The sequence below is a fragment of the Thermococcus sp. JdF3 genome, from assembly GCF_012027495.1.
GTDB lineage: Archaea > Methanobacteriota_B > Thermococci > Thermococcales > Thermococcaceae > Thermococcus.
The window spans coordinates 132,212-154,966 of the sequence record NZ_SNUK01000004.1 but is presented as its reverse complement, the minus strand read 5'-3'; the positions used below and the strand labels follow the sequence as shown (position 1 = coordinate 154,966).

22 protein-coding genes and 1 CRISPR repeat array (1 of these 23 running past the window's edge) are annotated in these 22,755 nt (G+C 54.6%); of the genes, 18 read left to right on the top strand and 4 right to left on the bottom strand.

All coding sequences use genetic code 11. The annotated features are described in order from the left end of the window. Window positions 1–7: 7 nt before the first annotated feature. Window positions 8–538 carry an SWIM zinc finger domain-containing protein gene (locus E3E42_RS07855; protein WP_167904042.1) on the bottom strand — a complete coding sequence of 177 codons (531 nt, stop codon included), beginning with the start codon at window positions 536–538 and terminating at the stop codon, window positions 8–10. Between the two features lie 93 nt (window positions 539–631). Here E3E42_RS07855 and E3E42_RS07850 point away from each other — a divergent pair, with 93 nt between their 5' ends. Then, window positions 632–865 carry a hypothetical protein gene (locus E3E42_RS07850; RefSeq protein WP_167904041.1) on the top strand — a complete coding sequence of 78 codons (234 nt, stop codon included), beginning with the start codon at window positions 632–634 and terminating at the stop codon, window positions 863–865. 2 nt (window positions 866–867) lie between these two features. Here E3E42_RS07850 and E3E42_RS07845 read toward each other — a convergent pair whose 3' ends face one another. Further along, complete coding sequence (locus tag E3E42_RS07845; protein ID WP_167903853.1) at window positions 868–2,172, bottom strand: DUF4139 domain-containing protein; 1,305 nt, start codon at window positions 2,170–2,172, stop codon at window positions 868–870. Window positions 2,173–2,326: 154 nt separating this feature from the next. Between E3E42_RS07845 and E3E42_RS07840 the strand changes: the two genes are divergently transcribed. The 9 genes from E3E42_RS07840 (at window position 2,327) to cas1b (ending at window position 12,068) form a co-directional block, all read left to right on the top strand. After that, window positions 2,327–3,025 carry an acetate--CoA ligase family protein gene (locus tag E3E42_RS07840; protein WP_167903852.1) on the top strand — a complete coding sequence of 233 codons (699 nt, stop codon included), beginning with the start codon at window positions 2,327–2,329 and terminating at the stop codon, window positions 3,023–3,025. A 279-nt stretch (window positions 3,026–3,304) separates the two neighbouring features. Continuing rightward, a complete protein-coding gene (cas6, locus tag E3E42_RS07835) occupies window positions 3,305–4,090 on the top strand; it encodes a CRISPR-associated endoribonuclease Cas6 (RefSeq protein ID WP_167903851.1) in 786 nt (261 codons plus the stop codon). A 124-nt stretch (window positions 4,091–4,214) separates the two neighbouring features. Next, the gene (cas8a1, locus tag E3E42_RS07830) at window positions 4,215–5,501 is read left to right on the top strand and encodes a type I-B CRISPR-associated protein Cas8b1/Cst1 (RefSeq protein WP_167903850.1); all 1,287 of its coding nucleotides are present in this window, start codon (window positions 4,215–4,217) and stop codon (window positions 5,499–5,501) included. Next, window positions 5,498–6,586, top strand: a complete 1,089-nt coding sequence (cas7i, locus tag E3E42_RS07825) for a type I-B CRISPR-associated protein Cas7/Cst2/DevR (RefSeq protein WP_167903849.1) — start codon at window positions 5,498–5,500, stop codon at window positions 6,584–6,586. Before cas8a1 ends, cas7i begins: the two co-directional genes overlap by 4 nt. Window positions 6,587–6,590: 4 nt before the next feature. After that, window positions 6,591–7,208: a type I-B CRISPR-associated protein Cas5b gene (gene cas5b / locus E3E42_RS07820; protein ID WP_167903848.1), complete on the top strand. Its 618-nt coding sequence runs from the start codon at window positions 6,591–6,593 to the stop codon at window positions 7,206–7,208. Continuing rightward, window positions 7,205–9,382 carry a CRISPR-associated helicase Cas3' gene (cas3, locus tag E3E42_RS07815; protein WP_167903847.1) on the top strand — a complete coding sequence of 726 codons (2,178 nt, stop codon included), beginning with the start codon at window positions 7,205–7,207 and terminating at the stop codon, window positions 9,380–9,382. The genes cas5b and cas3 (E3E42_RS07815) overlap by 4 nt, the downstream gene beginning before the upstream one ends. Before the next feature lie 96 nt (window positions 9,383–9,478). Continuing rightward, a complete protein-coding gene (locus E3E42_RS07810) occupies window positions 9,479–10,582 on the top strand; it encodes an ATP-binding protein (protein ID WP_167903846.1) in 1,104 nt (367 codons plus the stop codon). Next, window positions 10,572–11,084: a CRISPR-associated protein Cas4 gene (cas4, locus tag E3E42_RS07805; protein ID WP_167903844.1), complete on the top strand. Its 513-nt coding sequence runs from the start codon at window positions 10,572–10,574 to the stop codon at window positions 11,082–11,084. The genes E3E42_RS07810 and cas4 overlap by 11 nt, the downstream gene beginning before the upstream one ends. A 3-nt stretch (window positions 11,085–11,087) precedes the next feature. Continuing rightward, window positions 11,088–12,068: a type I-B CRISPR-associated endonuclease Cas1b gene (cas1b, locus tag E3E42_RS07800; RefSeq protein WP_167903842.1), complete on the top strand. Its 981-nt coding sequence runs from the start codon at window positions 11,088–11,090 to the stop codon at window positions 12,066–12,068. On the opposite strand, the gene csa3 is transcribed toward cas1b, so the two are convergent. Continuing rightward, a complete protein-coding gene (gene csa3, locus E3E42_RS07795; RefSeq protein ID WP_167903840.1) occupies window positions 12,069–12,728 on the bottom strand; it encodes a CRISPR-associated CARF protein Csa3 in 660 nt (219 codons plus the stop codon). It lies immediately after the preceding gene. Between the two features lie 103 nt (window positions 12,729–12,831). Here csa3 and E3E42_RS07790 point away from each other — a divergent pair, with 103 nt between their 5' ends. Genes E3E42_RS07790 through E3E42_RS07755 form a run of 8 tightly spaced genes read left to right on the top strand, consistent with a single transcriptional unit; the run spans window position 12,832 to window position 20,152 of the window. After that, on the top strand, window positions 12,832–13,191 hold the full coding sequence (locus E3E42_RS07790; protein WP_167904040.1) for a hypothetical protein: 360 nt from the start codon (window positions 12,832–12,834) through the stop codon (window positions 13,189–13,191). After that, window positions 13,191–14,198, top strand: coding sequence for a type I-A CRISPR-associated protein Cas7/Csa2 (gene cas7a / locus E3E42_RS07785; RefSeq protein ID WP_206206067.1), 1,008 nt, complete (start codon window positions 13,191–13,193; stop codon window positions 14,196–14,198). Before E3E42_RS07790 ends, cas7a begins: the two co-directional genes overlap by 1 nt. Then, entirely contained in the window at window positions 14,199–15,011 is an 813-nt protein-coding gene (gene cas5a / locus E3E42_RS07780; RefSeq protein WP_167903836.1) for a type I-A CRISPR-associated protein Cas5a, read from the top strand. It begins immediately after the preceding gene. Next, window positions 14,993–16,993 carry a CRISPR-associated helicase Cas3' gene (gene cas3, locus E3E42_RS07775; RefSeq protein WP_206206066.1) on the top strand — a complete coding sequence of 667 codons (2,001 nt, stop codon included), beginning with the start codon at window positions 14,993–14,995 and terminating at the stop codon, window positions 16,991–16,993. Before cas5a ends, cas3 (E3E42_RS07775) begins: the two co-directional genes overlap by 19 nt. After that, complete coding sequence (locus E3E42_RS07770; RefSeq protein ID WP_167903834.1) at window positions 16,990–17,706, top strand: CRISPR-associated endonuclease Cas3''; 717 nt, start codon at window positions 16,990–16,992, stop codon at window positions 17,704–17,706. Before cas3 (E3E42_RS07775) ends, E3E42_RS07770 begins: the two co-directional genes overlap by 4 nt. Continuing rightward, on the top strand, window positions 17,707–18,744 hold the full coding sequence (gene cas8a2, locus E3E42_RS07765) for a type I-A CRISPR-associated protein Cas8a2/Csa4 (protein ID WP_167903832.1): 1,038 nt from the start codon (window positions 17,707–17,709) through the stop codon (window positions 18,742–18,744). After that, window positions 18,734–19,486 carry a CRISPR-associated endoribonuclease Cas6 gene (gene cas6 / locus E3E42_RS07760; protein ID WP_167903830.1) on the top strand — a complete coding sequence of 251 codons (753 nt, stop codon included), beginning with the start codon at window positions 18,734–18,736 and terminating at the stop codon, window positions 19,484–19,486. The genes cas8a2 and cas6 (E3E42_RS07760) overlap by 11 nt, the downstream gene beginning before the upstream one ends. Beyond that, window positions 19,487–20,152 (top strand): PD-(D/E)XK nuclease family protein, encoded by a 666-nt coding sequence (locus E3E42_RS07755; RefSeq protein ID WP_167903828.1) that lies wholly within the window; start codon window positions 19,487–19,489, stop codon window positions 20,150–20,152. On the opposite strand, the gene cas2 is transcribed toward E3E42_RS07755, so the two are convergent. Further along, complete coding sequence (gene cas2 / locus E3E42_RS07750; RefSeq protein WP_167903826.1) at window positions 20,145–20,402, bottom strand: CRISPR-associated endonuclease Cas2; 258 nt, start codon at window positions 20,400–20,402, stop codon at window positions 20,145–20,147. The genes E3E42_RS07755 and cas2 overlap by 8 nt on opposite strands. Before the next feature lie 520 nt (window positions 20,403–20,922). Beyond that, a CRISPR array of direct repeats spans window positions 20,923–22,755; the repeat unit is 30 nt; unit sequence GTTGCAATAAGACTCTAGGAGAATTGAAAG; it runs 755 nt beyond the window's last position.

The window sequence follows — 22,755 nt, the reverse complement described above, 5'->3', positions numbered from 1 at the left end:
GGCTTTTTTAGAGGGCCGTCTCAAGCTCCCTCAGTTCGTTCTCGAGCCTCAGCGCCAGCTCATAGTCGCTGAAAACGTGCAGATATTCCTCAATCACCTCTTCAAGGAAGTGCAGGGCTTCTCTTTTCCCGGTCATGCTCACGAGCCTCAGCGCCCGCCTGAAAAGCCTCGCGACCTCACTCCCGCTCTCGTCAGTACTGAGGGCAAAGCGGAGCTCCTTAATGGTGACGTCGAGGGCCAGCTCCGGAACCTCGGCAAGGAACTCCATGGCAACCGCTTCCGGGAAGAGATCGGCGTGACGGTCGAAGGCCTCAAAGTAGAACCCGTTCTCGTGGGCCCTCATAACGGCCGCGACGTGCTTGCAGTCCCCGCCCAAAGGGCAGGTGCAGGTGTTTTCCCCCGTCGAGAGGTTCAGCTCCACGTAGTACGGGTAAGTGCCCAGAACCTTGGAAAAGAGCCGGTCACCATACTTAACGACCCACAGGACCTTCCCCGCTTTATAGTAGCGCTCGCCCTTCCTGAGGGTTTTCTCATCCATGGCTCCCACTCTTCCCGCTTGGCAGGGGTTGCTTTAAGCCTTTCGGACGAAAGCGTTTTATCCTCCAGAGGCATACTATAACCGGTGGTGACAATGGACGTTTTTGAACTGGCCAGACGCTACCACGATGAGCTGGGCATAAAGGAGCCGAGCATGGCAACCATGGCGGCGGAGTTCTTCGGCGATCTGGGCCTGAAAATAGCCGGCTTTCTCAAAGGAGAGGGTTACGCCGTCGTGAACACCAAGTTCATTGACTACGACAAGAGCCTCGTGCTGGACATAACAAAAGGGGAAAAAATATTTGAGATAACCCTGCGGAAGAGCTAGCCTCAATACCGGTTCTCGTAGTCAAATACTATCTCCTTCTTTTCTCCGGGCTTCAGGCTCACCCTGAAGTCGATGTAGCTGGCGGTCTCATCGATTGGCTGGACGCTCGAACTCAGCAACCTGCCCCACTTGTGGTGCCTGACCACGACAGTCTTGGTCTCGTTCCCGAAGTTCTCAAGGGTGATTTTGACCTTGTAGTAGGAGTAACCATCGCCGTTCCTTTGATCGAGGACGGTCGTCGTGCCTTTAAGGTCGTAGTCCCGTCCAATGCCTATCCTAAGCACATCACCCCCGGGGGTGTGCTCTATGGCCCTCTCACCCACCAGCAGGTTTCCGTCATCGGTCTCCCGGTATATCTCCACTATACCCGCCGGGAGAACCTTCTCGGTCTTGAAGGATATCGACTCGTAGACTGCCCCTTCTCCTCCGTACGGCCAGCTTTCATAGAGGTACTCCCTCTCGAAGGGAACCTCGAAGCTTATGTAAGGGTACATCATCTTGCTCGCGGGGTTCAGGTCAACGACACCGAGCCTGTAGAGGTAGAACGCCTCTATCTTCTCCGGCTGACCGACGTTAACCTGGTCGGTTCCCTTCTCCGCCATGGCGTAGAGAACCCTCGGCTGGGGAACGTTCTGGTAGAGCTGAACGTCGCCGGCCACCAGCAGGACCTTCGCACCCTTGAACTCCTGTGCCGTCGGGTTGTTGAGGACGATGTAGCCGTAGAGCCTTGCGTCATCACCGATGTAGAGCTTGTACCTGCTCTCCCAGCTCATATTGGCGACGCGGTAGATTATGCTCACGTTGTACTTCCCCGCTTTGTCGGCCTGTATGGCCGCATAAACGCTCGCCTGACCCTCAAGGTTCCTGGCCTTGAAGTAGACAACCTCGTTGGGGTTGATCAGGTAGTAGCCGTCCCCCTCGATGGCTATCTTCCCGTTCTTGAAGCCGAGGAACTTGCCGGTAACGGTATCGCCATTTCTCAGCTTTATCTCAACTTCACTCCCGATGTTGGCGCTGTAGACGTCCCCGCCCTGGCCTTTACTGAAGATGCCGAGAACCCGGACCCCCTCATCAAGGGGCATTATCGTGACTTCGGCTATGTTAAGGCCCGCAAGCTCCTCGAGGGGAACATCGTTTATTCCCTCTTCCAGTTCAAGCTCGAGCGTCTTCTCTACAACCCCAATCTTCGCGGAGTTGTAGAGAACAACGGTGGTGTCGCTCGCCACCGCCTTCTCTCCCTGGAACGAAAAAACCGCCAGGATTATAAGTGCAATTCCACCAACTGCAGCCATCGCCTTTTTCCTCATAAGAATCACCTGTACTATATTCGGCGGCAGGGTATTTATACCCCCCTCATCGCTTCAAACCGGGCCGAAACGAAAGAAACGAAAGGTTGGCAAATGGAAACCCTTTTAACCCCCCGACCGGATTGAGAACTGTCAAGCTGATGGGGTGATTGGTATGGACAGGATTGAAAAGGCTAGGGCAATCATCGAGAAGGCCAAGGCCGAGAACAGACCGCTCGTCGAGCCTGAGGCGAAGGAGATACTCAAGCTCTACGGTGTCCCCGTCCCGGACTTCAAGGTCGCCACCAACGAGGAAGAGGCCGTAAAGTTCGCCCGTGAAATAGGCTACCCGGTCGTCATGAAGATCGTTTCTCCGCAGATCATCCACAAGAGCGACGCCGGCGGTGTCAAGGTCAACATCAAGAGCGACGAGGAGGCGAGGGAGGCCTTCAGGAAGATAATGGAGAACGCCAGGAACTACAAGCCGGACGCCGACCTCTGGGGCGTCATCATCTACCGCATGCTCCCGCTCGGCAAGGAGGTCATCGTCGGTATGATCCGCGACCCGCAGTTCGGCCCGGCGATAATGTTCGGTCTCGGTGGAATCTTCGTTGAGATCCTCAAGGACGTCAGCTTCCGCGTCGCCCCGATAACGAAGGAGGAAGCCCTCGACATGATAAAGGAGATCAAGGCCTACCCGATCCTCGCCGGAGCCCGCGGCGAGAAGCCGGTGGACATCGAGGCCCTCGCGGAGATAATCACCAAGGTCGGTGAGCTCGCCCTCGAGCTTCCGGAGATCAAGGAGCTCGACATAAACCCGATCTTCGCCTACGAGGACTCAGCTGTTGCCGTCGACGCCAGAATGCTTCTCTGAGGGCTTTGGCCCTTTCCCTTCATTCTTATTGGCCCGCCACCATACAAAGGCGAGAAACCCCATAATTGCTCTTGGAGGGGCGGTTCTCCACCGCGAACCTGAAGGAATAATCGTTCTGAACCGGGGAACCTTATGGAACCTTCGGGTGGAGGAATTACTCACCCCATTGTTCATTGACGAAACTTTCTGTTTTAACTGGTTCGTACCCACAACTGGAGGAAACTTTATAAGGTCTGGCGACGTACCCTTCTTGCTGCATACCACCGAATGGTGAACGAAATGGTCAGGTTCATAATAAGACTCCATCCCGAAAATGAGCCGTTCCGGATACCCTTCAACCACCAGCACAAGCTCCAGGGTCTGATCTACAGGAGGATTCAGCGGGTGAACCCCGAGCTGAGTCTCAGCCTCCACTCGCCGAAGGTTCCGAAGCTGTTCACCTACTCCCTCTTCATGGCGGAGAGGCGCGAGCTGGCCGGGGATAGGAGCTCTCTGCTGGGCTACAAGCGCGGCTTTTTCTACTTCTCAACGGCCGTTCCCGAAATAGCCGAGGCCTTCATAGGCAGCCTGCTTCAGGATCCGGAGGTCGAACTCTGGGGCGAGCGCTTCGTCGTGGAAGAAGTGAAGGCCATCGCGGAGCCGGAGAAGCTCAGCGGGAGGAAGTTCGTTACCCTCTCGCCGGTGGCAGTGACCACGAAGCGTGTCCAGTTCGGAAAGCCGAGGAGCTACGACCTCAGTCCAGCAGAGCCGGAGTTCTACGAGCTGATACGGGAGAACCTCAGGGAGAAGTATCTCCACATCTTTGGCTCGAAGCCGCCCGAGGACTTCGAGATGAAGGTCCTCAACGCCAAGCCCAAGCGCTTCGAGGTCAAGCCGGGCATCTTCCAGGTGGCGTGGCATCTCGTGTTCCGCGCGAAGGGCGACGAGGGCCTGCTGAGGGCCGGCTACCTGGCGGGCTTCGGGGAGAAGAACTCGATAGGCTTTGGGATGGTGAAGGTTGATGGGCGGAGGATGAAAAGAAACCCGAAGGGAGGTGTGAAGGATCGGGAAGGGAAATCCTCCTGAAGGACCCCACGGGGAGGGGCAAAGGGGGGCACCACCCTTTGACTGGACCGGGCACCCCTTCGTCGATGCAGGTCTCACAGCGCTGCTGCTACTGAGAAAGAAGCGTTCGCCCGAGGAACTCACCATGGAAGACATCGAGAAGGCGATAGACTTTGCCTCGAAGCTCTACGCGCGTAAGGAGTGGAGTTCGGGCTACATTCACGCGATGATGCTCCCTAACAGCGGAATCCTCATGGCCAACCCGAGCATGGCCAGGAAGAGAACGCCCGAAGCTATAGCCAAGAACCTGAAGGCCCTCCTCAGCGAGCCAGAAGACAACAACGCACCCGTATGCGAAATCTGTGGAAGGAGGCACTCGCGCCCAAGGCCGGTTTACCGCTCGGACTTTCCCCTCGTTGGGACCGGCGGAGTCCCCAACTACTTTCCCTCGGCGAAGGACGGCCTCAACGTCTGCTCCCACTGTCTCTTCCTCGTTCAGTTCCTCCCGCTGGTGGCTTACAAAGTCGGGGGAAGGGTTCTCGTGATGCACACCTACCCCCACGAGCTTATGCTCGAACTCCACGGCGAGGCCATAAACGACGTCAGGAAGAGCTTCCTCGCCTCGAACGCAAGGGATTTTAAGAGGCCGGAGAACTTTCTCTTCCGCCTTCTCGGGGAGCTGACGAGGAAGACGGAGCGCGACGAGCTCTGGAGCAATGCATCGATAACGCTCTACCACTTCGTGAACAACAACCAGGGGCAGGACCTTCAGATAATCCATGTTCCAACGCCCGTTCTTCGTTTCATCGCCCACGCCAGCAGGGAGGACCCGAAGGGCTGGAAGAGAATTGTAGCGATGGGCTGGCGCAAACGGCCGAGCGAGGAGGAGTTTGAAAAGTACGAGCGGAGCTACGCCAACGAGGTTTACGCCAGGCTCTTGGCCGAGGAGAGCATCTTGCCCTACTTCATCGACACGAAGAATCGCCTGGCGAACGCGAAATGGTCGCTTCTGTCTTTCTACTGCTCGGAGGTGTTGGGTTTGGATAAGGAGGCTTTGGAGTTTATTAGGGACGTCGGCGATAGGATTGTCGAAACGCTGGAGAAGCTCCCGGACAACCAGCTTTCAAGGCGCGTCAGGGAGCTTGAGAGGGCGGAGAGGCTCTACCAGTTCGAGGCCTTCTTCGTGAACCTCGAAAAGCTCCGCCAGAGGCTCGGGATAGAGAAGCCGCTCATGACGTTCGACGAGTTCGCGACGGTTCTCACCTCCTACGGGGAAGACCTGAACGTCTCGTGGAGGACGGTAAAGCACCTGCTCCTCTTCAGGGTCTATGAGAGGCTCCACGACAGGCTGATGAAGGCCTCGGAGGAGGCCGGGGAAGAGGTTGAGGAGGACGAAGAAGTTGGGATCTTTGGAATGGGGGTGGAAGAATGAGGTTTGCGACCGGAATGGTATTGATTGACGCGCCGCACTCCGCTTTGAACATGCTCGGAATCGACGAGAGCCTCGCCGACAGGAACGTGACGAGGGTTAAGACCTTCAGGAGGGGTGGAAAGCGCTACCCCTACGTCTCACCGCAGGCCTGGCGCTACTGGTGGAGGTTCACGCTGAAGGAGCACTTCAACTGGGAGCTTTCCCCGCTCTACCGCGAGCAGAAGCAGGTCTTTACCGCGGCGAACCCCCTCAAGTACCCCGATGACGACGTCTTTGGCTACATGAGGGCCTTCAAGAAGGGCGGCGTGAACGTGACCGTTACGCGGGTCTCGCCCCTTAAGAACACACCACTGATTTCTGTACTCCCCGACAGGAGCTCCATAACCGTCGATGAGGGCTACGCCTCAAGGCACGAGGGAGACCCTGTCCCCTACAGCCAGGAGTTCTACTCGACGGTTTTCAAGGGTGCGTTCTCCCTTGACCTCGACTCAGTCGGCAGGTTCACGATAGTCAGCAAGGCAGGCTTCAAGAACCTCCTCACCTGGGAAGACGTTCCGAGAGACAAGAAGGGCAACCCGAAGAAGGGCACAGAGGACGTCGTTAATGAAATCAGGGAAATGGAGCGCATAGCGGAGGAACTCGGCGTTCAGAGAACCGAAAAAGAGTGGCTCATGCCCCCCGAGATCAGGAAGACGCGCGCCACCGAGGCTATCAAGGCCCTCCGCCTCCTGACCGGCGGGGCCAAGCAGAGCCAGTACCACACCGACGTGACCCCGAAGTTCGTCCTGCTCCTCAACGTGGATGCCGGCATAAACCCCTTCATAAGCGACCTCGTCTTCGAGGAGAAGGGCGAGATCCGCTTCGACGCCGAGGCCCTTGCAAAGAGGCTCAAGGACCTCAAGGAGGTAATACCCGAGGGCACAAAGCTCTACATCGGCTACGACGCCGGCTTCGTCCGCTCCCTTGGCTGGGACGTCAATGAAATGGCCAAGGCGGTGAAAGAAGCAGGCATCGAGGTCTTCACGGGCACCGTTGGTGAAGCGGTAGACGAGTTCGCCAGGGAAATCGAGGCCTACTACGGGTGAGCCCATGATAAGGGTCAAGCTGAGGGCGTGGACTGCCTCGTTCCGCTATCCCACCTTCCAGTCAGGCTACCAGCCGACGCTGCCCGTTCCACCGCCCTCAACGATTCAGGGAATCCTCTCGGCGGCGAAGGGCGAGCCTGTCTATCTAACCGAGCTTCCATACGTCGGCTACGTCTTCAGGAGCGAAGGTAAAGGGCTTGACCTCGAAAAGATCTATGCCCTAGGAAAGGTCGAGACGGACATAATGAGGCGCGAGTTCCTCTACAACGCCGAGCTTTACCTTTATCTCCCCGATGAATGGGAAGAGCACTTCAGGAGGCCCAGATACCAGCTCCTCCTTGGACGTTCGAGCGACGTGGCGACGGTTGAGGAGATAAAGGAGGTCGAGCTTGAGGAGACCGAAGCTCCCGTCGGCGGGACGGTCCTTCCCCTAGAGCTTAGAGTCCCCGGCGTCGTTCACGCCCTCGTCGTCGAGTATGACTACTCCGTAACGCCGAGGAAGGCGAGACTCGTCAGGCCCTTCGTCGTCCTGCCGTTTCCAAAGGGCAAAGCGTCGAAACTGAAGCTCCCCTACGATGAGGAACTCGGTGTCGGAGTCTACCTCCACAGGTGGCACGAATGAGGCCCTGCTACGCCAAGTTCCTCCCGCACGATTTCCTCGAGTGCCACACCAACGACGCCATAAACGTGCTGAAGAGCATGAAAACCGCGTTCAAATGGCTCGAGGAGCTCTCCCCGCGCGTCTGGGAACTTTCTTTTTATTCCGTTCTCCTCCACGACCTCGGCAAGTGCGCGAGCGGTTTTCAGAGGAATCCAAGGGAATGGGGCTACCGTCACGAGGTTCTCTCGGCACCTTTCGCCTCTTTCCTCGACCTTCCCGAGGACGAGAGGAACCTCATTGCACTCGCAATCCTCACCCACCATCGAACCCTCGACGAGCTTGAGGAGATACTGCCCAGCGGGGAACACCGCGGAGGGTTCAAGGAGAAAGTTGAGGAACTCTTTCAGAACAGGGACTACATCGAGGGGATTTTCTTCGAGCGAGTTCCCTACTGGGAGCTGTATTTCTTTGGAAGAAGGCTGGGGCTTTTTAACCCGCCCAAAGACTGGTCGGAGCGCGTCCGGAGCTACGATTTCGACGCTCTTATTAGCTGGTACGAGCGGAACGTGGAGAGATACAGGGAGGAACTGGTCTATCTGAGGGGTCTCCTCAACGCCTCCGACCACCTCGCATCTGCGGGAGAGCTTGAGGTACGTCTTCTGCCTGACATCAGAACGGCGGTTGAGCTTCGGATTCCGGAGGAGGGTTGGAGACCCCTGCAGAGGGCGGCATGGAACACCGAAGGAAACCTCCTCCTGAGAGCGCCCACGGGCTACGGCAAGACCGAGGCTTCCCTCCTGTGGGCCAACAGGAACGCCCAAAGAACGAGGAAGGGCCTGTCGAGCAGAATCTTCTACGTGCTCCCCTACAAGGCCAGCATTAACGCGATGCACTCGAGGTTACTCGGTCTTTTCAAGGACCCCGCGCTCGTCGGCGTTCTCCACAGCTCCTCGGGCTTCTACCTCTACTCTTCGGAGCTGGAATACAGGCGTCTTTCTTCCCTCTACCGGAAGATTTACACCCCCCTCAAGGTCACGACGCCTTTCCAGCTCATGAAGCCCTTCTTCGGTGTCGGCTTCTTCGAGATGGGTCTCACCGAGCTGACTGGCTCTCTCCTCATCTTCGACGAGATTCACGCCTACGAGCCTAATATCCTCGGGATAATCCTGGCGATCCTCGAACTACTGAAGGAGAGAGGAGCAAAGGCAATGGTCATGACCGCGACCCTGCCGGAGTTCCTTGAGAGACTAATCGAGGAAACGATAAAACCAAGGAAGCTTCAGGCTCCGCCGGAGGAGGCGGACCGCTTCACGAGGCACAGGATAAACGTCATCGACGGCTCGATGAAGAGCATAGAGGAACTAATCGAGGACATCAAACCCGAAGGTGGACCTGCTCTGGTGGCATGCAACACGGTATCAAGGGCGGTGGAGGTTTACTCACGCCTCAGGGACGATTACAGCGCGATGCTTCTCCACAGTCGCTTCACGTACGGTGACAGGGAGGAGAAGGAGCGGAAGCTCCTGGCAAACCTCAACGACTTCGACGTGGTCGTTGCCACCCAGGTGGTGGAGGTCTCGCTCGACGTGAGCTTTTCCACGATTATCACGGAACCGGCACCGTTGGATGCCCTGATCCAGCGCTTCGGTAGGGTAAACAGGAGGGGTTTTGGGAACCCGAGGAACGTTTACGTCCTAACCGAGGGCGGAGAGGGGGATAAACGCATCTACCCACCCGAAGTCGTCAGGAGAAGCCTGGGGCTGCTGAAAGAGCTTGACGGGAAGCCCCTGCTCGAGTCAAAGGTCCCGGAGCTTGTGACGCTGGCTTACGAACCGCTCGCGGATAGACTCAGGGGGGAGGTTTTGGAGTACAAGGCCCAGGCGCTCGAACTCTTTGAGGCCCTGAGGCCCCTGAGGAGTGGCGAAAACGAGCGCAGGTTCTACGAGATGTTCAGGGGGCTGGAGGCGATACCCGGCGCTTACCAGGACGCTGTTCTGGAGCTGCTCACCAGGAAACGCTACATGGAAGTTCACCGCTACCTCGTCCCGGTTCCACTGTGGCTTTTCATGAGTGAAAGCGACGCCTTCCACAGGCTCAGCTCAACGGGGCCCGGAAAACACATCATCGTCGCGGAGCTGGACTACAGCCAAGACCTCGGCCTTCTGAGGGAGTCTTCGGGCGGTGAGGTGCTGTGAATTACACCCCGAACTATAACAGTTCAGACTATAAAATTCATTACACCAAAAACTATAAAACTTGCTACACAGGATTACATTGCAGGTGATGGTGTAATGGAGGCTCCGTTCGTTTACGGGAGGAAAGTCGGCAGGGAGCACTTTGCGGACAGGGAAGATGATATAGAACGGCTGAAGCTCATAATGCTGTCCGGCCAGAACGTCATACTCTACTCCCCCCGGCGCTATGGTAAGAGCTCTCTCATTCAGATAGCACTGGATGAGTTGGGGGAAGAGGTTTATCCCGTCTGGGTGGACTGCTACGGCGTGCTGACCCGGAAGGAACTGGCAGAGCGCATAAGCTCGGCTGCCCTTCGGTCGTGGCGCGACAGGGCGGAGGTGTTCGTTAAGAAGTTCTTCAGGTCAGTTAGGCCCAAGCTCGTAATCGGGGATAGTATTGAGCTGGAATTTGGCTGGAGCGAGGAGGAAAGTGCCCTCAGAGAAGTTCTCAGGTTGCCGGAGATGATTGCGCGGGAGAGGAAAAAGCGCGTCGTGGTGGTGTTTGACGAGTTCCAGGAGGTCGCCGGCCTGGGGGACGATATCCTCGCCAAGATGCGCTCCGAGTTCCAGAACCACGGAAACGTGACATACGTTTTTATCGGAAGCAGGGTAGGCATGATGAGGAAAATCTTCCAGTCCCCTTCGAGTCCCTTCTACAACTTCGGGATGCACCTCGTCCTGAAGAGGATCCCACCGGAGAAGTTCAGGGACTTCATCATACGCAAGTTCGGGGAGGCGGGCTTGAGGGTGTCGAGTGAGGCAGTCGATGCCGTGCTGGAAATAACGAAGGGCCACCCCCACTACACCCAGATGCTGTGCTACCGCCTGTGGCTGATGGCCATGCTCTCCGGGAGGAACTCCGTTGGAACAGAGGACGTCGAAGGTGCACTCTCCGAGGTGCTGACCGAGGCATCGGAGTTCTTTGAGGAAATATGGGACTCCCTGACCATGAACCAGAGAAGGCTACTCAGGGGTCTGGCAGAGGGAGAGCGGGACCTGTACTCGAAGGACTTCCTCGTCAGGTACGGCTTCGAAAATGCCTCAACGGTTCAGGCAACCCTGCGGGCCCTGCTCAACAAGGAGCTGGTCATCAAGGAGGATGGGCGGTACCTTTTCGAAAACCCTCTGTTCGAGCGCTGGGTGAGAGGCCTTGACGGGTGAGTATCCCCTCGATGAACTCCTCATCCGCGGCACCGAGATAAACTACCTCCTCATCTGCCCCACCAAGCTCTGGTACTTCGCTAAGGGCATCACAATGGAGCAGGAAAGCGAGTGGGTCGACCTTGGGAAGTTCCTCCACGAGCGGCGCTACGCCAGCGAGGAGAAGGAAGTTCAGATCGGGAGCATAAAGATTGACTTCATCCGCAGGGGCGATGTCATAGAGGTCCACGAGGTCAAGCTTGGCAAAGGCATGGAAAAAGCCCACGAGATGCAGGCGCTGTACTACCTCTATTACCTCAAGAGGCTCGGCATTGAGGCGAGGGCGGTTCTCCACTACCCAAAGCTCAACGAGACGAGGGAGGTAACGCTGAACGGCCACGAGGCCGAAATCAAAGCGGCTATTGGGGAGGTAGAGCGGATAAAATCACTCCCGGCTCCGCCGGAGCCGATGAAAACGAAGAAGTGCAGGAAGTGCGCATACTACGAGCTCTGCTGGGTGTGAAAGATGAGGAAGCGCTCCATAACCCTGCTCTCGGATGGAACGCTATTTCGGAGGGAGAACACGCTGTATTTTGAAAACGAGCGCGGTAGGAAGCCCCTCGCGGTGGAGGGAATCTACGACATCTACGTCTACGGCCACGTGAACATAACCTCGCAGGCGCTCCACTTTCTGGCTCAGAAAGGCATAGCCGTGCACTTCTTCAACCACTACGGCTACTACGACGGGAGCTTCTACCCGAAGGAAAAGCTCCACTCGGGAGACCTGGTCATCAGGCAGGCTGAGCACTACCTCGACCGGGAGAAAAGGTTGAAGCTGGCAAAGCTCTTCGTCAGGGGAAGTGCCCTTAACATGGAGAAGAACCTGAAGCGCTGGAAAGTGGGGGACGGCTTCCCGGAACTGCTGGAGGAGCTGTTTGAGGAGCTTGAAGATGCCCGCAAAATCACCGAGGTCATGAACGTCGAGGCGCGGATACGGGGGGAGTACTACGCCCGTTGGGACGGGCACCTGCCAGAGGGCTTCAAAATAGTGAAAAGGACCCGCAGGCCGCCGGAGAATGAGATGAACGCGCTTATAAGCTTCCTGAATTCTCGGCTCTACGCGACTATCGTGAGCGAGCTCTACAATACCCAGCTCGTCCCCACGGTAAGCTACCTCCATGAACCGGGTGAAAGGAGGTTCTCCCTCGCCCTCGACCTGAGCGAGATTTTCAAGCCGATTATATCCGACAGGATAGCCAACAGGCTCGTGAAGCAGGGAATCATCAGGAAGGAACACTTCAGGAGCGAGTTGAACGGTGTCCTGCTGACGGGGGATGGCATGAAGAAGGTTCTAAGCGAGTACGAGAAGGAACTCGCGAAAAGCGTCAAACACCCCACCCTCGGCAGGAACGTGACGAAGAAGCGGCTTATTCGCCTCGAGGCATATAAGCTCATCAAGCACCTTGTCGGCGTTAGAGAGTATGAACCGCTGGTGGCATGGTTTTAGTTACACCAGCGGAATGACGAATTTTCGTCTTCCCTTCTGTTCCTTCTTAACGTAGCCCTTTTCTTCAAGCCGGGAAACGTATTCACTGACCAGGGGCAGGGTGTAGTTTTTGTCGTTGACCGACTCCAGTCTGTTCCGGAGTTCTGTTATATGCATGGAACCATGTTTTCTCAGGATTTCAAGGATCCGTAGTTCTAAGGGGGTAAGTTGCGTTCGGGGGTCGATTATCGGGAGCTCTATTGGAACGCCCTTTTCAGTAACGTAGAAAACAGACTTGACCGCGTGAGGATTGTTATTTTTAACAGCGATGGCGGCATAGAAAAGTTCGTACCCGATTATCCTCCGTCCCCCTGTCAGATTTATAACTGTCTCGGGAATTATCAGCCTCTTGAACTCCTCAATTCTCTCTTGGAAAAGATACGGATCCCTTACCTCTTTCACGATTGTGGGCACCTCGAGACTCTCGAATTTTTCCCTGGCATTATGCACGCTTCCAAGGATTTTCCTTCGATAATCCTCGTCAACGTGTTCCCTAATCGAATAGAAGATAATCGCACTGCTGACCTTGAACCCGGCCCGTAAAAGCCTCTCCGGGAGTATGAGTTCATCACCCCTAAAGACGTGGTTAATGTGTTCACCCACTGTCACGATGTACCTCATGACAACCCCCGTAATCGTTGGGCAAAATAGTTAATAAAGTTAACTTAACTTCCCGCAATAATACTTAAATAGTTCTTCCACCACGGTTAGTACGGTGTTCCCAATGGAGGATTGGATCAAAAATATTGGGAGATACCTGAGCTATCTGGTTGATGATGCCTTTGGAGAGTACGCCTATGACATCGTCGATGGAATTGCCAAGGCCAGAACCGGAGAGGAGCTTCTTGAAGGAGTCTACAAGGCCCTCAGACTGGCCCCAAAGCTCGAGAAAAAGGCCCACGAGAATGGTTGCACTTTCTGGAAGCCTTCGGAAAAAGATATCGAAGCGCTGGAAGACAGGGTTGAATCTCTCGCAAACAGCCCAAAGGAACTCCGCAGGCTCGCGCTCAAGCTGGCCCTGTGGGCCTTTGCCTACTGGAACCACTGCCCCAAAGAGGGCAATCAGGCTGGAGGTGGTGAATGATGTACGTCCGGATAAGCGGTAGGGTTAGGTTGAACGCACACTCCCTCAACGCCCAGGGTGGAGGGGGAAGCAACTACATAGAGGTCACCAAGGCGAAGGTGACAGTCAAAACCGAGGGTGGCTGGGCCGTGGTGGAGGTTCCCGCAATAACGGGCAACATGGTGAAGCACTGGCACTTCGTGGGCTTCGTTGATTACTTCAGGAAGACGCAGTTCGGAAACAACCTGACCAAGAGGGCCGTCAGGTACAACGGGACAAGGTTTGGTCAGGGAGAAACTACTGCAGAGAAGGCTGATGGCACCTCTATTGGACTTAAAGAGGAATCAACCGTAATAACCAACTTTGCTGATGCCGACGTTCACGGATTCCTTGCTCCAAAAACCGGAGTCAGGAGGGTCTCCCTCGTCAAGACCTCGTTCATAGTCCCCACAGAGGACTTTATAAAGGCCGTCGAGGGCGAGCGCCTGATAAGCGCCGTAAAGCACAACCGCGTTGATGTTAATGAAAAAGGCGCCATTGGCAGCTCCGAGGAAGGAACCGCACAGATGCTCTTCAGCAGGGAGTACGCCACGGGGCTGTACGGTTTCTCCGTCGTTCTCGACCTTGGCCTCGTAGGGATTCCCCAGTCAAACACCGCCGGAGGAAGTGTTATAGATCCTGACGAGCGCAGAGAGAGAATCAGGAGCGCCCTACTCGCATTGGTTCCAATGCTCAGCGGCTACCTCGGTGCAAACCTTGCACGCTCCTTCCCGCTGATGAAGGTTGAGGAGTTCATAGCGGTCGCGAGCGAGGAACCAATCCCTGCCCTCGTCCACGGCTTCTACGAAGACTACGTTAAGTCAAGCGGTTCAATAGTTGAGAACGCGAAGAGGCTGGGGTTCAATATAATGGCATTCGCCCACGGCGTGGACTTCGTGGACGACGCAGAAAAGGTTTCTTCCGTCGAGGAGCTTGTGAAGAAACTCGTAGAACTCATCGAAAAGGGCTCCACCGGGGGGAAGGGATGAATGGACGTTCTCCTCGTGCGCCTTCGTTTTCCATTTTACTCCGTCGCACGCCGGTCCTTCCAGGTTAGGGCGTCTTTAATTCTTCCCTCACCATCTGCACTAAAGGGCGCCCTGGCCAAAGGTATCGTCCTGCTCAGGGGTTCCTCAGGAGAGTCACTAGACGAGGTCGCCAAGAAAGTGCTTGGAGAAATTGACGAAAAGCTCGTGGACGCCAGGGCAGTGGGAGTGGCGCCATTATCACCCCTGGTGAAAACCGCGTTCCTGCTGAAGAGGCTGAGGAACCTCGAACCTGTGAAGGACAAAAAGAAACTCAAGACTAAGGATGACTGGGAACGAGCCATGACAAAAAGCGATGCCATGAGGAGGGAGTACGTCTTCACAAGGGAACTCCTCGTCGCGTACACATTCCGAGATCTGTCAGAGGAAGAGAAGGAACTCTACCTGAAGGCCGCGATGCTGATTGACGTCCTCGGCGACACGGAAAGCCTCGCGACCGTCGTTTGGGCCGGCTTCGCCAGGCCAGAGAATAGAGGTGCCCCCCTGGCCTTCTACGTCCCCTACGGCGAGGTCTCCAAGCTGCTGAGCAGGAAGGTCAGGGACGGTGGAGCGGTCAAGGTATTCACGGAAAAGATGCTCGTATCCCCAGATTACGGCAGCAGAAGGGAGAAAACAGAGGAAACCTTCTACGTGCCACTGGAGGAGAGGAGAAAGAGGCGCGTGGTCTACTACCAGAGAACCCCCAAGGTTCCAGAAGTTGAAAGGTCCATTGAAGCTGACGGGGAGGTGCTCGGAATATGGGTTCCGGGGAACTGAGCGTGGAGAAGCTTTTTAGTCTCACAACCGGACACGAACCCTACGACTACCAGGTCAGGGCATGGAAGAGGATAAGGGACATAATGCAAGGCGGTGGAAAGGTCATAATCGAGGTACCGACTGCAGGTGGAAAAACCGAGGCGGCGGTAATGCCGTTTTTAGCTGAGGTCTACAAAGGAACATGGGCAGTTTCAAGGCTCGTTTATGTCCTGCCGACCAGATCCCTTGTTGAAAAGCAGGCCGAGAGAATAAGAAACCTCCTGAGCAAGATGCTGGTGCTTAAGGGTAAGGCTGAGAATGAGGCCAAAGAAATAGCGGAGAAGATGGTTGTAGTCGAGTACGGCCTTGAACCCACCCACGCCTTTCTTGGTCCAATCGTGGTGACAACCTGGGACGCCTTTCTCTATGGACTGGCCGCTCACAGGACAGTGGGTAACAGGTTCACGTTTCCGGCGGGGGCGATAGCCCAGGGGCTGGTGGTGTTTGATGAGGTCCAGATGTACCAGGACGAGAGCCTCTACATGCCGAGACTCATTGCCCTCATTGTGGAACAGCTCAGTGAAGCAAACGTTCCAGTGGTAATAATGAGCGCCACTATTCCCACGGAACTCAGAAAGCTAATTGCCGGTGAGTCCGACATCATCGGTGTTGAACCTGAAGACCGCAAGAAACCCGAAAGGGGACGAGTAAAGGTTCGGGTCTCCAGGGGAGAGTTCGGGAACGTGATTGAAGACATAAAAAATGCCCTTAAGAACGGCAAGAAGGTTCTCGTGGTGAGGAACACGGTTGAGAGGGCAGTCTCGACTTACCTAAAGCTCTCCGAGCTGGCAGAGGAGCTTGGAGTTAAACCGCTCCTTATACACGGCAGGTTCACAGTGGGGGACAGGAAAAAGAAGGAGAGGGCCCTCGACGGAGCTTCCCTGATAGTGGCCACCCAGGTCGTCGAGGCGGGCCTTGATCTCCCCAACATCGGCCTCGTCGTGACTGATATAGCCCCCTTAGATGCCCTAATTCAGCGCATAGGTCGCTGTGCGAGGAGGAAAGGCGAGGAAGGAGAGGCCATAGTTCTGATTGAGGAGTTGAACGTTGGGGACTTCCCGAATGTTCGTGGATTTTCAGAAGTTGTGAAGGAAATCGAAAAGAAGATTGGGGGAAAAGTCGAGACTGAGCCTTTCGTCGAGTTTGAGAACCACAAGGAGTACAAGCGCGTTGTCAAAGTAATCTTTGACATCTCTGGGAAAAAAGAAACCCGGTACGTTGGTACCCCTTCAACGATCCAGAACCTCGGTCAGAGAAAGAAGCCCCCGAAGGATCTGCTCGTAGTGCCGTACGAGGCGGCCCCGTACGATCCGCTGGTGCTCATGCTGACCCACGATGAACTTGATTCACTGGAAGAATACCTCTACGACGCCAGACTCGCCAGGAATGCCCTTGACAGGGTTTACAGGTTCCATTACGCCAACAACCTTGTGCCGAGGGAGTTCCACTCGGCTTACATCTACTTCAGGGAGCTGAAGCTCTTCTCAGCTCCCCCCGAGTACGAGTTGAGGTCTAGGCCCGAGCTTTACGCCATGTTCTACGTCCCTGAAAACAGGCAGAATGACATTAACTTCAAGAGCGACAGGGTAGTCAGGGTTAGCCTTTCCGTACTCAAGAGTAAATGGGACGAACTGAAGAACTGCATTAAGGGGCAACTGAAGAGGAGATGGGACTCCGGCAGGAGGAAGTACCACTGGGTTCTAACCGAAACCCAAGATACAAGTCCACAGGCCTTCGCAATCTATGTCCTGTCAGGCGAATGCTACAGTCCCAGCGTTGGCGTCCTGTTCAATGGAGGAGAAATAAAAGCGAACGACAAGAAAGAGCAGACAGGTGATTCTAACGCTAAAAATTCAGCGAGAAGAGCACAGAAGAGTGATCGCTCGAGGTCAAATGGGGAGAAGCAGGCGACCCTGCTTGACTTTGCGGAGGTGAGGACATGAGCCTTCTCGCATTCAGAGGGCAGACCCTCCAAAGACACGTTGAAGAAATGCTGAGTGCCTGGGAAAAGGTGAGAGGAAAGTACCTTCCTTCAATAATCAGGGCAATGAGGGCCTACGGTATTGAGCTGAGCTTGGAAGATGCTGACAGGTTGATGAGGAGCCTGATAATCCTCCACGATTCGGGAAAGGGGGCAAAGCTTTACCAGGATTATCTCGAGGGAAGGACAACTCTCGCCGGATTCCGGCACGAGCTGGTCAGCGCTTACTACGCGATGAAAATTCTCGCGGAAATATTCGATGAGAGAACGGCCTTCGCGGGCTCACTAGCTGTCATGCTCCACCATGAGCCGATACTTATGGGGCAGGTTGCCAACGTTGAGCGGGACTCTCTTTCAGCGGAGGTTGTTCTCGACAAGCTGAGAAACTTTGACGGGACGGTTCCTGAGCTCAAAGGATTCCTAAAGGAGATGTTCGAAAGGCACGTCGGCGTCAGGGTTGAGGTTCCAAAGGCAACGGCAGATGATGTCGTCAGGACGGTGGTGGAACTCAGCGTCATGGCCCGCCACCTTCCCGAAACAGGAAAGCTCAGGCTAATCGTGGGCACGCTGCTAATCCCTCTCGTCCTGTGCGACTACAAGGGGGCTGAAAAAAGGGTGGGCGACACTCCAAAGTTCGCTGAAGTTCTTAAGGCGGAGTGGGTGGGGGTGGTCTAAGTGGAGAGGTATCAAACCCCAAGCATCGACGAGGTCTTCGACCTTTACGTTGCCTACGGCTACGTTGAGGCCCTTATCAGGGGGGACGCAAGGGCAGTAACTCTCATTCCAAAGGGAAACGGCTACGAGATCAAAGGAGACGGGGATTTCAGGAAGGGACTGAGCGACGCACTCAGAGAGATGCTATCCCTGCACTACGCCCTCGGCCAGCATCGCTCCAAGGAGGGCACGAAGGTAATAAGCGACGCCGACTTCAGCGCTGGGGCCAACATAAACAACGCCTACTGGGACAGCGTCCCCTCCAGGTTGGGAGAGGTCCTCGTAAAACTGAAGGAGCAAAAATGGAAGGGCGGAAAGTACCCAGTTCCAATCACTCTAATGCCATCAGCTGGCAAGTTCCTGCCCAGATACATGGGGGTCCAGGGAGGCAACCCCTTAAAGGTGGACTCCCTAAGCTACGCCCTCTCCTGGGTAGGCTTCCACTTCTACACCCCCTACGTGAGGTACACCAAGGGAAGCAGGACATGGGTGCACATATACCAGATGGCACCTCAAGAGAGCCTCACCACAATTGAACTACTCGCCCTCAAGGACCTGAAGAAAACCAGTGCTCATTACTACGAGGGCAAAAGGGATTACCTCTCAAACCGCCGGCTGGCACTGCTGTATCACCTGCTCCACACTGAGAGCATCGGGGCGATTGAGACCATAACGAGAAAGCCCTTCGTCATCAGGTCATACACCCTGGAACTCGACAGGTCCACCAACAACCAGGCAATAAGAACCTACGGTGAGGAGGACGTGGGAAAGCTCATGGACTTTCTTTGGGAACTCAAGAGAAGGAGCACCTACCGCGCAATACGATTCTTTGATGCGCTCCTGAGAAAGGAGAGCGAAGCTGTGCTGACGATGATAGATGCCGTGCTGAACAGCAGACCGGAGGGGCTCTATCAGGGCCTGAGAGCTGGAAAGCGAGCTGGAATCACCCCACACGCCGTGATTATTGAGGGGATAGGGGCGTTCATCGATGAGACTTGAACTCCTTCTCCACTTTGAGGAACCCTTCCTCATACCCTACAACTATCCCCGCTCCCTCTACTCCTTTCTAATCCACGCCATTGAACTCGGAGACGAAAGAATCTCCAAGAGAATACACACCAACAAGAAGGATGTCAAGTTCGTTGCCTCACGGCTCCTTCCCCTGGGGAAAGTAAAGAAGACGGAGAAAGGCCTACTCGTCGAGCAGGGGCGGATCAGGCTCTTCGTCGGTTCCTCCGCGTGGCCAGTCCTCGAAGCCCTCGTGAACGGACTCGGCTCTGGAGCTGGAGAACTCCACATAGGTGGGAGGAGGCTCCTTGAGGCGGAAATCAAAACCGTAAAAACACCCGGGAGGCTCTCGGACAGGAGGTTCCGAACCCTCTCTCCCGTGAGCGTCTACCACAACGGCCCGCCGAACGGTTTCAGGAGCTGGGACCTCTCGCCAGTTGGCCAGCAGAACAGTCCCTTTGAGGACGAGCCTGCCGTGTGGAAGGAGCTGGTCTTCAGGAACCTCCGCGAGAAGTACCTGATGGTCCACGGGGAGCCCCACGAGGGGGACTTCGGGATTGAGGTCTTCCTCCGGAATGTGAGGAGCAAGATGTTCAGGATCAAAGGGATGAATGTCAGGGCGTGGGAGTTCGAGTTCAGGATGTGGGGAGATGAGGAGTTTCTCCGCGTTGCCTGGGACATAGGGCTTGGGATGAGGAACACCCACGGGTTTGGTATGGTAGAGGTGATGTAGATGGAGTATCCCGAGGAGATTGAAGAGTTCAACGAGAGGATCCGGAATGCAATAACAGGAAAGACGCCGGAGCGGAAGATATGGGTGACCTCTCTGAGCTTCTGCCTCCGAAAGGCGGCCCTATCGGTGTATCTCGGGACGTTCAAGTACGAGAGGACGGGGGAGATGCTCGTCGGCAGCGTCCTCCACGAATGGCTGGGAAACGCCGTGAGCGGGGATGACATAGAGTTTGAGGCCCCGGTCGAGTATCCCCTGGACGAGGGCTGGAAGCTCGTGGGGAGGATCGATGCCGTCAAGGGCGACTACCCTTTGGAGTTCAAGTTCCGCGGATTTACCGCCGGAGACGAGGAGAGCCCGAAGGGGCCCGAGGAGATGGAAGAGCCGCCCAGGCTGGCGGTTGAACAGCTCAACGCGTACCTCAACATGATGGGGAAGGAGAGGGGCTACATCTACGTTTTTGACAAAAACGGGATGAACTTCAAGCCGTTTCAGGTGGAGCGGGATGAGGAGCAGTTCCAGAAGATGCTGAGAAGGGCAAGGGTTGTCATCAATGGAGTAAAACAGCTCGAAGAGGGCAGGTTTCCGAAGTGGATAAAGCCGCGCTGGAAACGGGAATGTGAGGAGTGCCTCTTTAAACCGATATGCGATGCCGTGGAGTCTAAATGACATCACTCATCGGGTTCTTTTCCACTCCCATCACCTCTCTGGCCGGCATGGAGCGGAGCTTATAGATGACGATTGAATCCTCGTCCCCGTCAATCAGCTCCTGAAGGGTGGCCTTTATCCTCTCAAACTCCGCTCTGGTGACTTCTCCCTCGAAGACGCTGTTCTGAACCCAGTGGAGGTGCTGGCGCAGGAACTTCTTGACCCGGTTAACCCTTTCAACCGCGACGTCGTAGACTATGACCACGTACATGGCACCACCACGGAGAGTACAGAGCCGAAGCTTTTAGGGGTTGCGATTGTGCCGTATCACGTTCAAACGTTCAAAATGCGCAGGAAATCCAGGTTCCGGGGGCATATCCAAAAACGCCGGCCGGTTAGCTCTCAGGAGGCCTTAAATAACTGCAGGTTAGTGTGTACCATTTTGTTACTTGTTTTTGCTGAAACATGACGAAATTTTTTCGGAACGTGGGAGAAAGCCGTAAAGGTCCTCAAAACCAGCCATATCCCGATAGAACAAAATATTTGGTTGATTAAAGTTAGTTAACCCACGATTTAGGCCAGAGGGTTGATGTGAAAGCCCTGGAACTCACGAATGAACAGATGGGGTCTGCCCAGGCGAGCCTATGCTGTTCTCCACAGGGGCGTGAAGCTCCAAATAGGGCCCGGCTTGAAGATCCCGGAGGGCTTCCCAAAGCCCCCTCCAAAGAAAGGCTTATAAAAATAAACGCATCTTATTCCTTTGTAGGGCAAAAGAAAGTAAAAGCCGCCCTGTTGCAATAAGACTCTAGGAGAATTGAAAGTCGAAAAGCGTCGCCTCGCGAGGATAATCCGAAATAGTTGCAATAAGACTCTAGGAGAATTGAAAGCGCCGTTGAGGGTGTATGCTTCCTTAAAGTAAATCTGTTGCAATAAGACTCTAGGAGAATTGAAAGTGTTTTCCTCCCGGACATAAAGGACGACTACGACCGCTTGTTGCAATAAGACTCTAGGAGAATTGAAAGCAGCGAGGCGGGCATCAACTTCGCTGAGGAGCTTGTCGTTGCAATAAGACTCTAGGAGAATTGAAAGCAGCATTGGCGTGACTGGCAAGTTCATCGACGAGTAGTTGCAATAAGACTCTAGGAGAATTGAAAGGCTTGACAACCTCGGACTCTTCAACCGCCGCGACTGTCGTTGCAATAAGACTCTAGGAGAATTGAAAGAGAACGAGAAGCTGAAAAAGGAAGTCCAACAGCTCAGTTGCAATAAGACTCTAGGAGAATTGAAAGGGGAAGACAAAACCCCTGCCCAAAAGCGTTCCCTCGTTGCAATAAGACTCTAGGAGAATTGAAAGGTCGAGCTCGCGGGTGGTGACCTCGGCCCCCTTCCATGTTGCAATAAGACTCTAGGAGAATTGAAAGAGTTCCCTAAAAGCCTCACGAAGCCTCTCCTCACTCGTTGCAATAAGACTCTAGGAGAATTGAAAGCATTTTATCGCCTCCGTCTAAATCTACTCGGCGGCGTTGCAATAAGACTCTAGGAGAATTGAAAGTGGGCGCGCTCATGGAAGCTCAGCATGGAGTGCGAGGGTTGCAATAAGACTCTAGGAGAATTGAAAGGTGTTACAAGGGACATTAATAACATTGCCCAACTCCTGTTGCAATAAGACTCTAGGAGAATTGAAAGATGCTCATATGCATCTTGTTCTGAAAAAGAATATTGCGTTGCAATAAGACTCTAGGAGAATTGAAAGCAAGTTCTTTCGCGAATTTAACGGTTTTTTCGTCCTGGTTGCAATAAGACTCTAGGAGAATTGAAAGCGAATCTCAGAGTTCAACATCTTAACCTGGAGAACCTTCGTTGCAATAAGACTCTAGGAGAATTGAAAGATACTATCTACACATCCAACCTTTATAAACCTTTCGGTTGCAATAAGACTCTAGGAGAATTGAAAGACCCTCCAGATGAAGCGGAGGAATTCGACTATTTTCGTTGCAATAAGACTCTAGGAGAATTGAAAGGCAGAACCGCGTCGAGGTCTATATCGCTGATGATCGTCGTTGCAATAAGACTCTAGGAGAATTGAAAGAAGGAGGTGAAAGCATGAGGTCATTCGTCGGTTTCGCTGTTGCAATAAGACTCTAGGAGAATTGAAAGACGCAATACGAACTGAGAGGGCTGAAGAGGATGAGGTTGCAATAAGACTCTAGGAGAATTGAAAGTGGGCCGGGTGAACGGGTGCTGGCCGCTGAGGGCCTGGTTGCAATAAGACTCTAGGAGAATTGAAAGATAGTGAGGCCCTTCCCGGTAAATGTGAAGATGTAACCGTTGCAATAAGACTCTAGGAGAATTGAAAGGCGCTCAAATATCAAACTAACCTCATACCTATATTCGTGTTGCAATAAGACTCTAGGAGAATTGAAAGGCTTTCAGCGTTCGAAGTCGGAAAGCCGTATGAGTTCGTTGCAATAGTTGCAATAAGACTCTAGGAGAATTGAAAGCGAGGGGTATAACATAATACACAGGCCTGATGTCCAGTTGCAATAAGACTCTAGGAGAATTGAAAGTATCATGTCCAACCCCATAAAGGGGTGCGAACTGACAGTTGCAATAAGACTCTAGGA

What these genes read in the sequence shown, in the direction of transcription:
- E3E42_RS07755 (WP_167903828.1), top strand. Translation starts at nt 19,487, where the DNA reads ATGGAGTATCCCGAGGAGATTGAAGAGTTCAACGAGAGGATCCGGAAT.
- E3E42_RS07810 (WP_167903846.1), top strand. Translation starts at nt 9,479, where the DNA reads ATGGAGGCTCCGTTCGTTTACGGGAGGAAAGTCGGCAGGGAGCACTTT.
- cas7i (WP_167903849.1), top strand. Translation starts at nt 5,498, where the DNA reads ATGAGGTTTGCGACCGGAATGGTATTGATTGACGCGCCGCACTCCGCT.
- E3E42_RS07790 (WP_167904040.1), top strand. Translation starts at nt 12,832, where the DNA reads ATGGAGGATTGGATCAAAAATATTGGGAGATACCTGAGCTATCTGGTT.
- E3E42_RS07845 (WP_167903853.1), bottom strand. Translation starts at nt 2,172, where the DNA reads ATGAGGAAAAAGGCGATGGCTGCAGTTGGTGGAATTGCACTTATAATC.
- cas5a (WP_167903836.1), top strand. Translation starts at nt 14,199, where the DNA reads ATGGACGTTCTCCTCGTGCGCCTTCGTTTTCCATTTTACTCCGTCGCA.
- cas8a1 (WP_167903850.1), top strand. Translation starts at nt 4,215, where the DNA reads ATGGAAGACATCGAGAAGGCGATAGACTTTGCCTCGAAGCTCTACGCG.
- cas5b (WP_167903848.1), top strand. Translation starts at nt 6,591, where the DNA reads ATGATAAGGGTCAAGCTGAGGGCGTGGACTGCCTCGTTCCGCTATCCC.
- cas6 (WP_167903830.1), top strand. Translation starts at nt 18,734, where the DNA reads ATGAGACTTGAACTCCTTCTCCACTTTGAGGAACCCTTCCTCATACCC.
- cas2 (WP_167903826.1), bottom strand. Translation starts at nt 20,402, where the DNA reads ATGTACGTGGTCATAGTCTACGACGTCGCGGTTGAAAGGGTTAACCGG.
- cas7a (WP_206206067.1), top strand. Translation starts at nt 13,191, where the DNA reads ATGTACGTCCGGATAAGCGGTAGGGTTAGGTTGAACGCACACTCCCTC.
- E3E42_RS07840 (WP_167903852.1), top strand. Translation starts at nt 2,327, where the DNA reads ATGGACAGGATTGAAAAGGCTAGGGCAATCATCGAGAAGGCCAAGGCC.
- cas3 (WP_167903847.1), top strand. Translation starts at nt 7,205, where the DNA reads ATGAGGCCCTGCTACGCCAAGTTCCTCCCGCACGATTTCCTCGAGTGC.
- E3E42_RS07855 (WP_167904042.1), bottom strand. Translation starts at nt 538, where the DNA reads ATGGATGAGAAAACCCTCAGGAAGGGCGAGCGCTACTATAAAGCGGGG.
- E3E42_RS07850 (WP_167904041.1), top strand. Translation starts at nt 632, where the DNA reads ATGGACGTTTTTGAACTGGCCAGACGCTACCACGATGAGCTGGGCATA.
- cas3 (WP_206206066.1), top strand. Translation starts at nt 14,993, where the DNA reads ATGGGTTCCGGGGAACTGAGCGTGGAGAAGCTTTTTAGTCTCACAACC.
- cas1b (WP_167903842.1), top strand. Translation starts at nt 11,088, where the DNA reads ATGAGGAAGCGCTCCATAACCCTGCTCTCGGATGGAACGCTATTTCGG.
- E3E42_RS07770 (WP_167903834.1), top strand. Translation starts at nt 16,990, where the DNA reads ATGAGCCTTCTCGCATTCAGAGGGCAGACCCTCCAAAGACACGTTGAA.
- csa3 (WP_167903840.1), bottom strand. Translation starts at nt 12,728, where the DNA reads ATGAGGTACATCGTGACAGTGGGTGAACACATTAACCACGTCTTTAGG.
- cas6 (WP_167903851.1), top strand. Translation starts at nt 3,305, where the DNA reads ATGGTCAGGTTCATAATAAGACTCCATCCCGAAAATGAGCCGTTCCGG.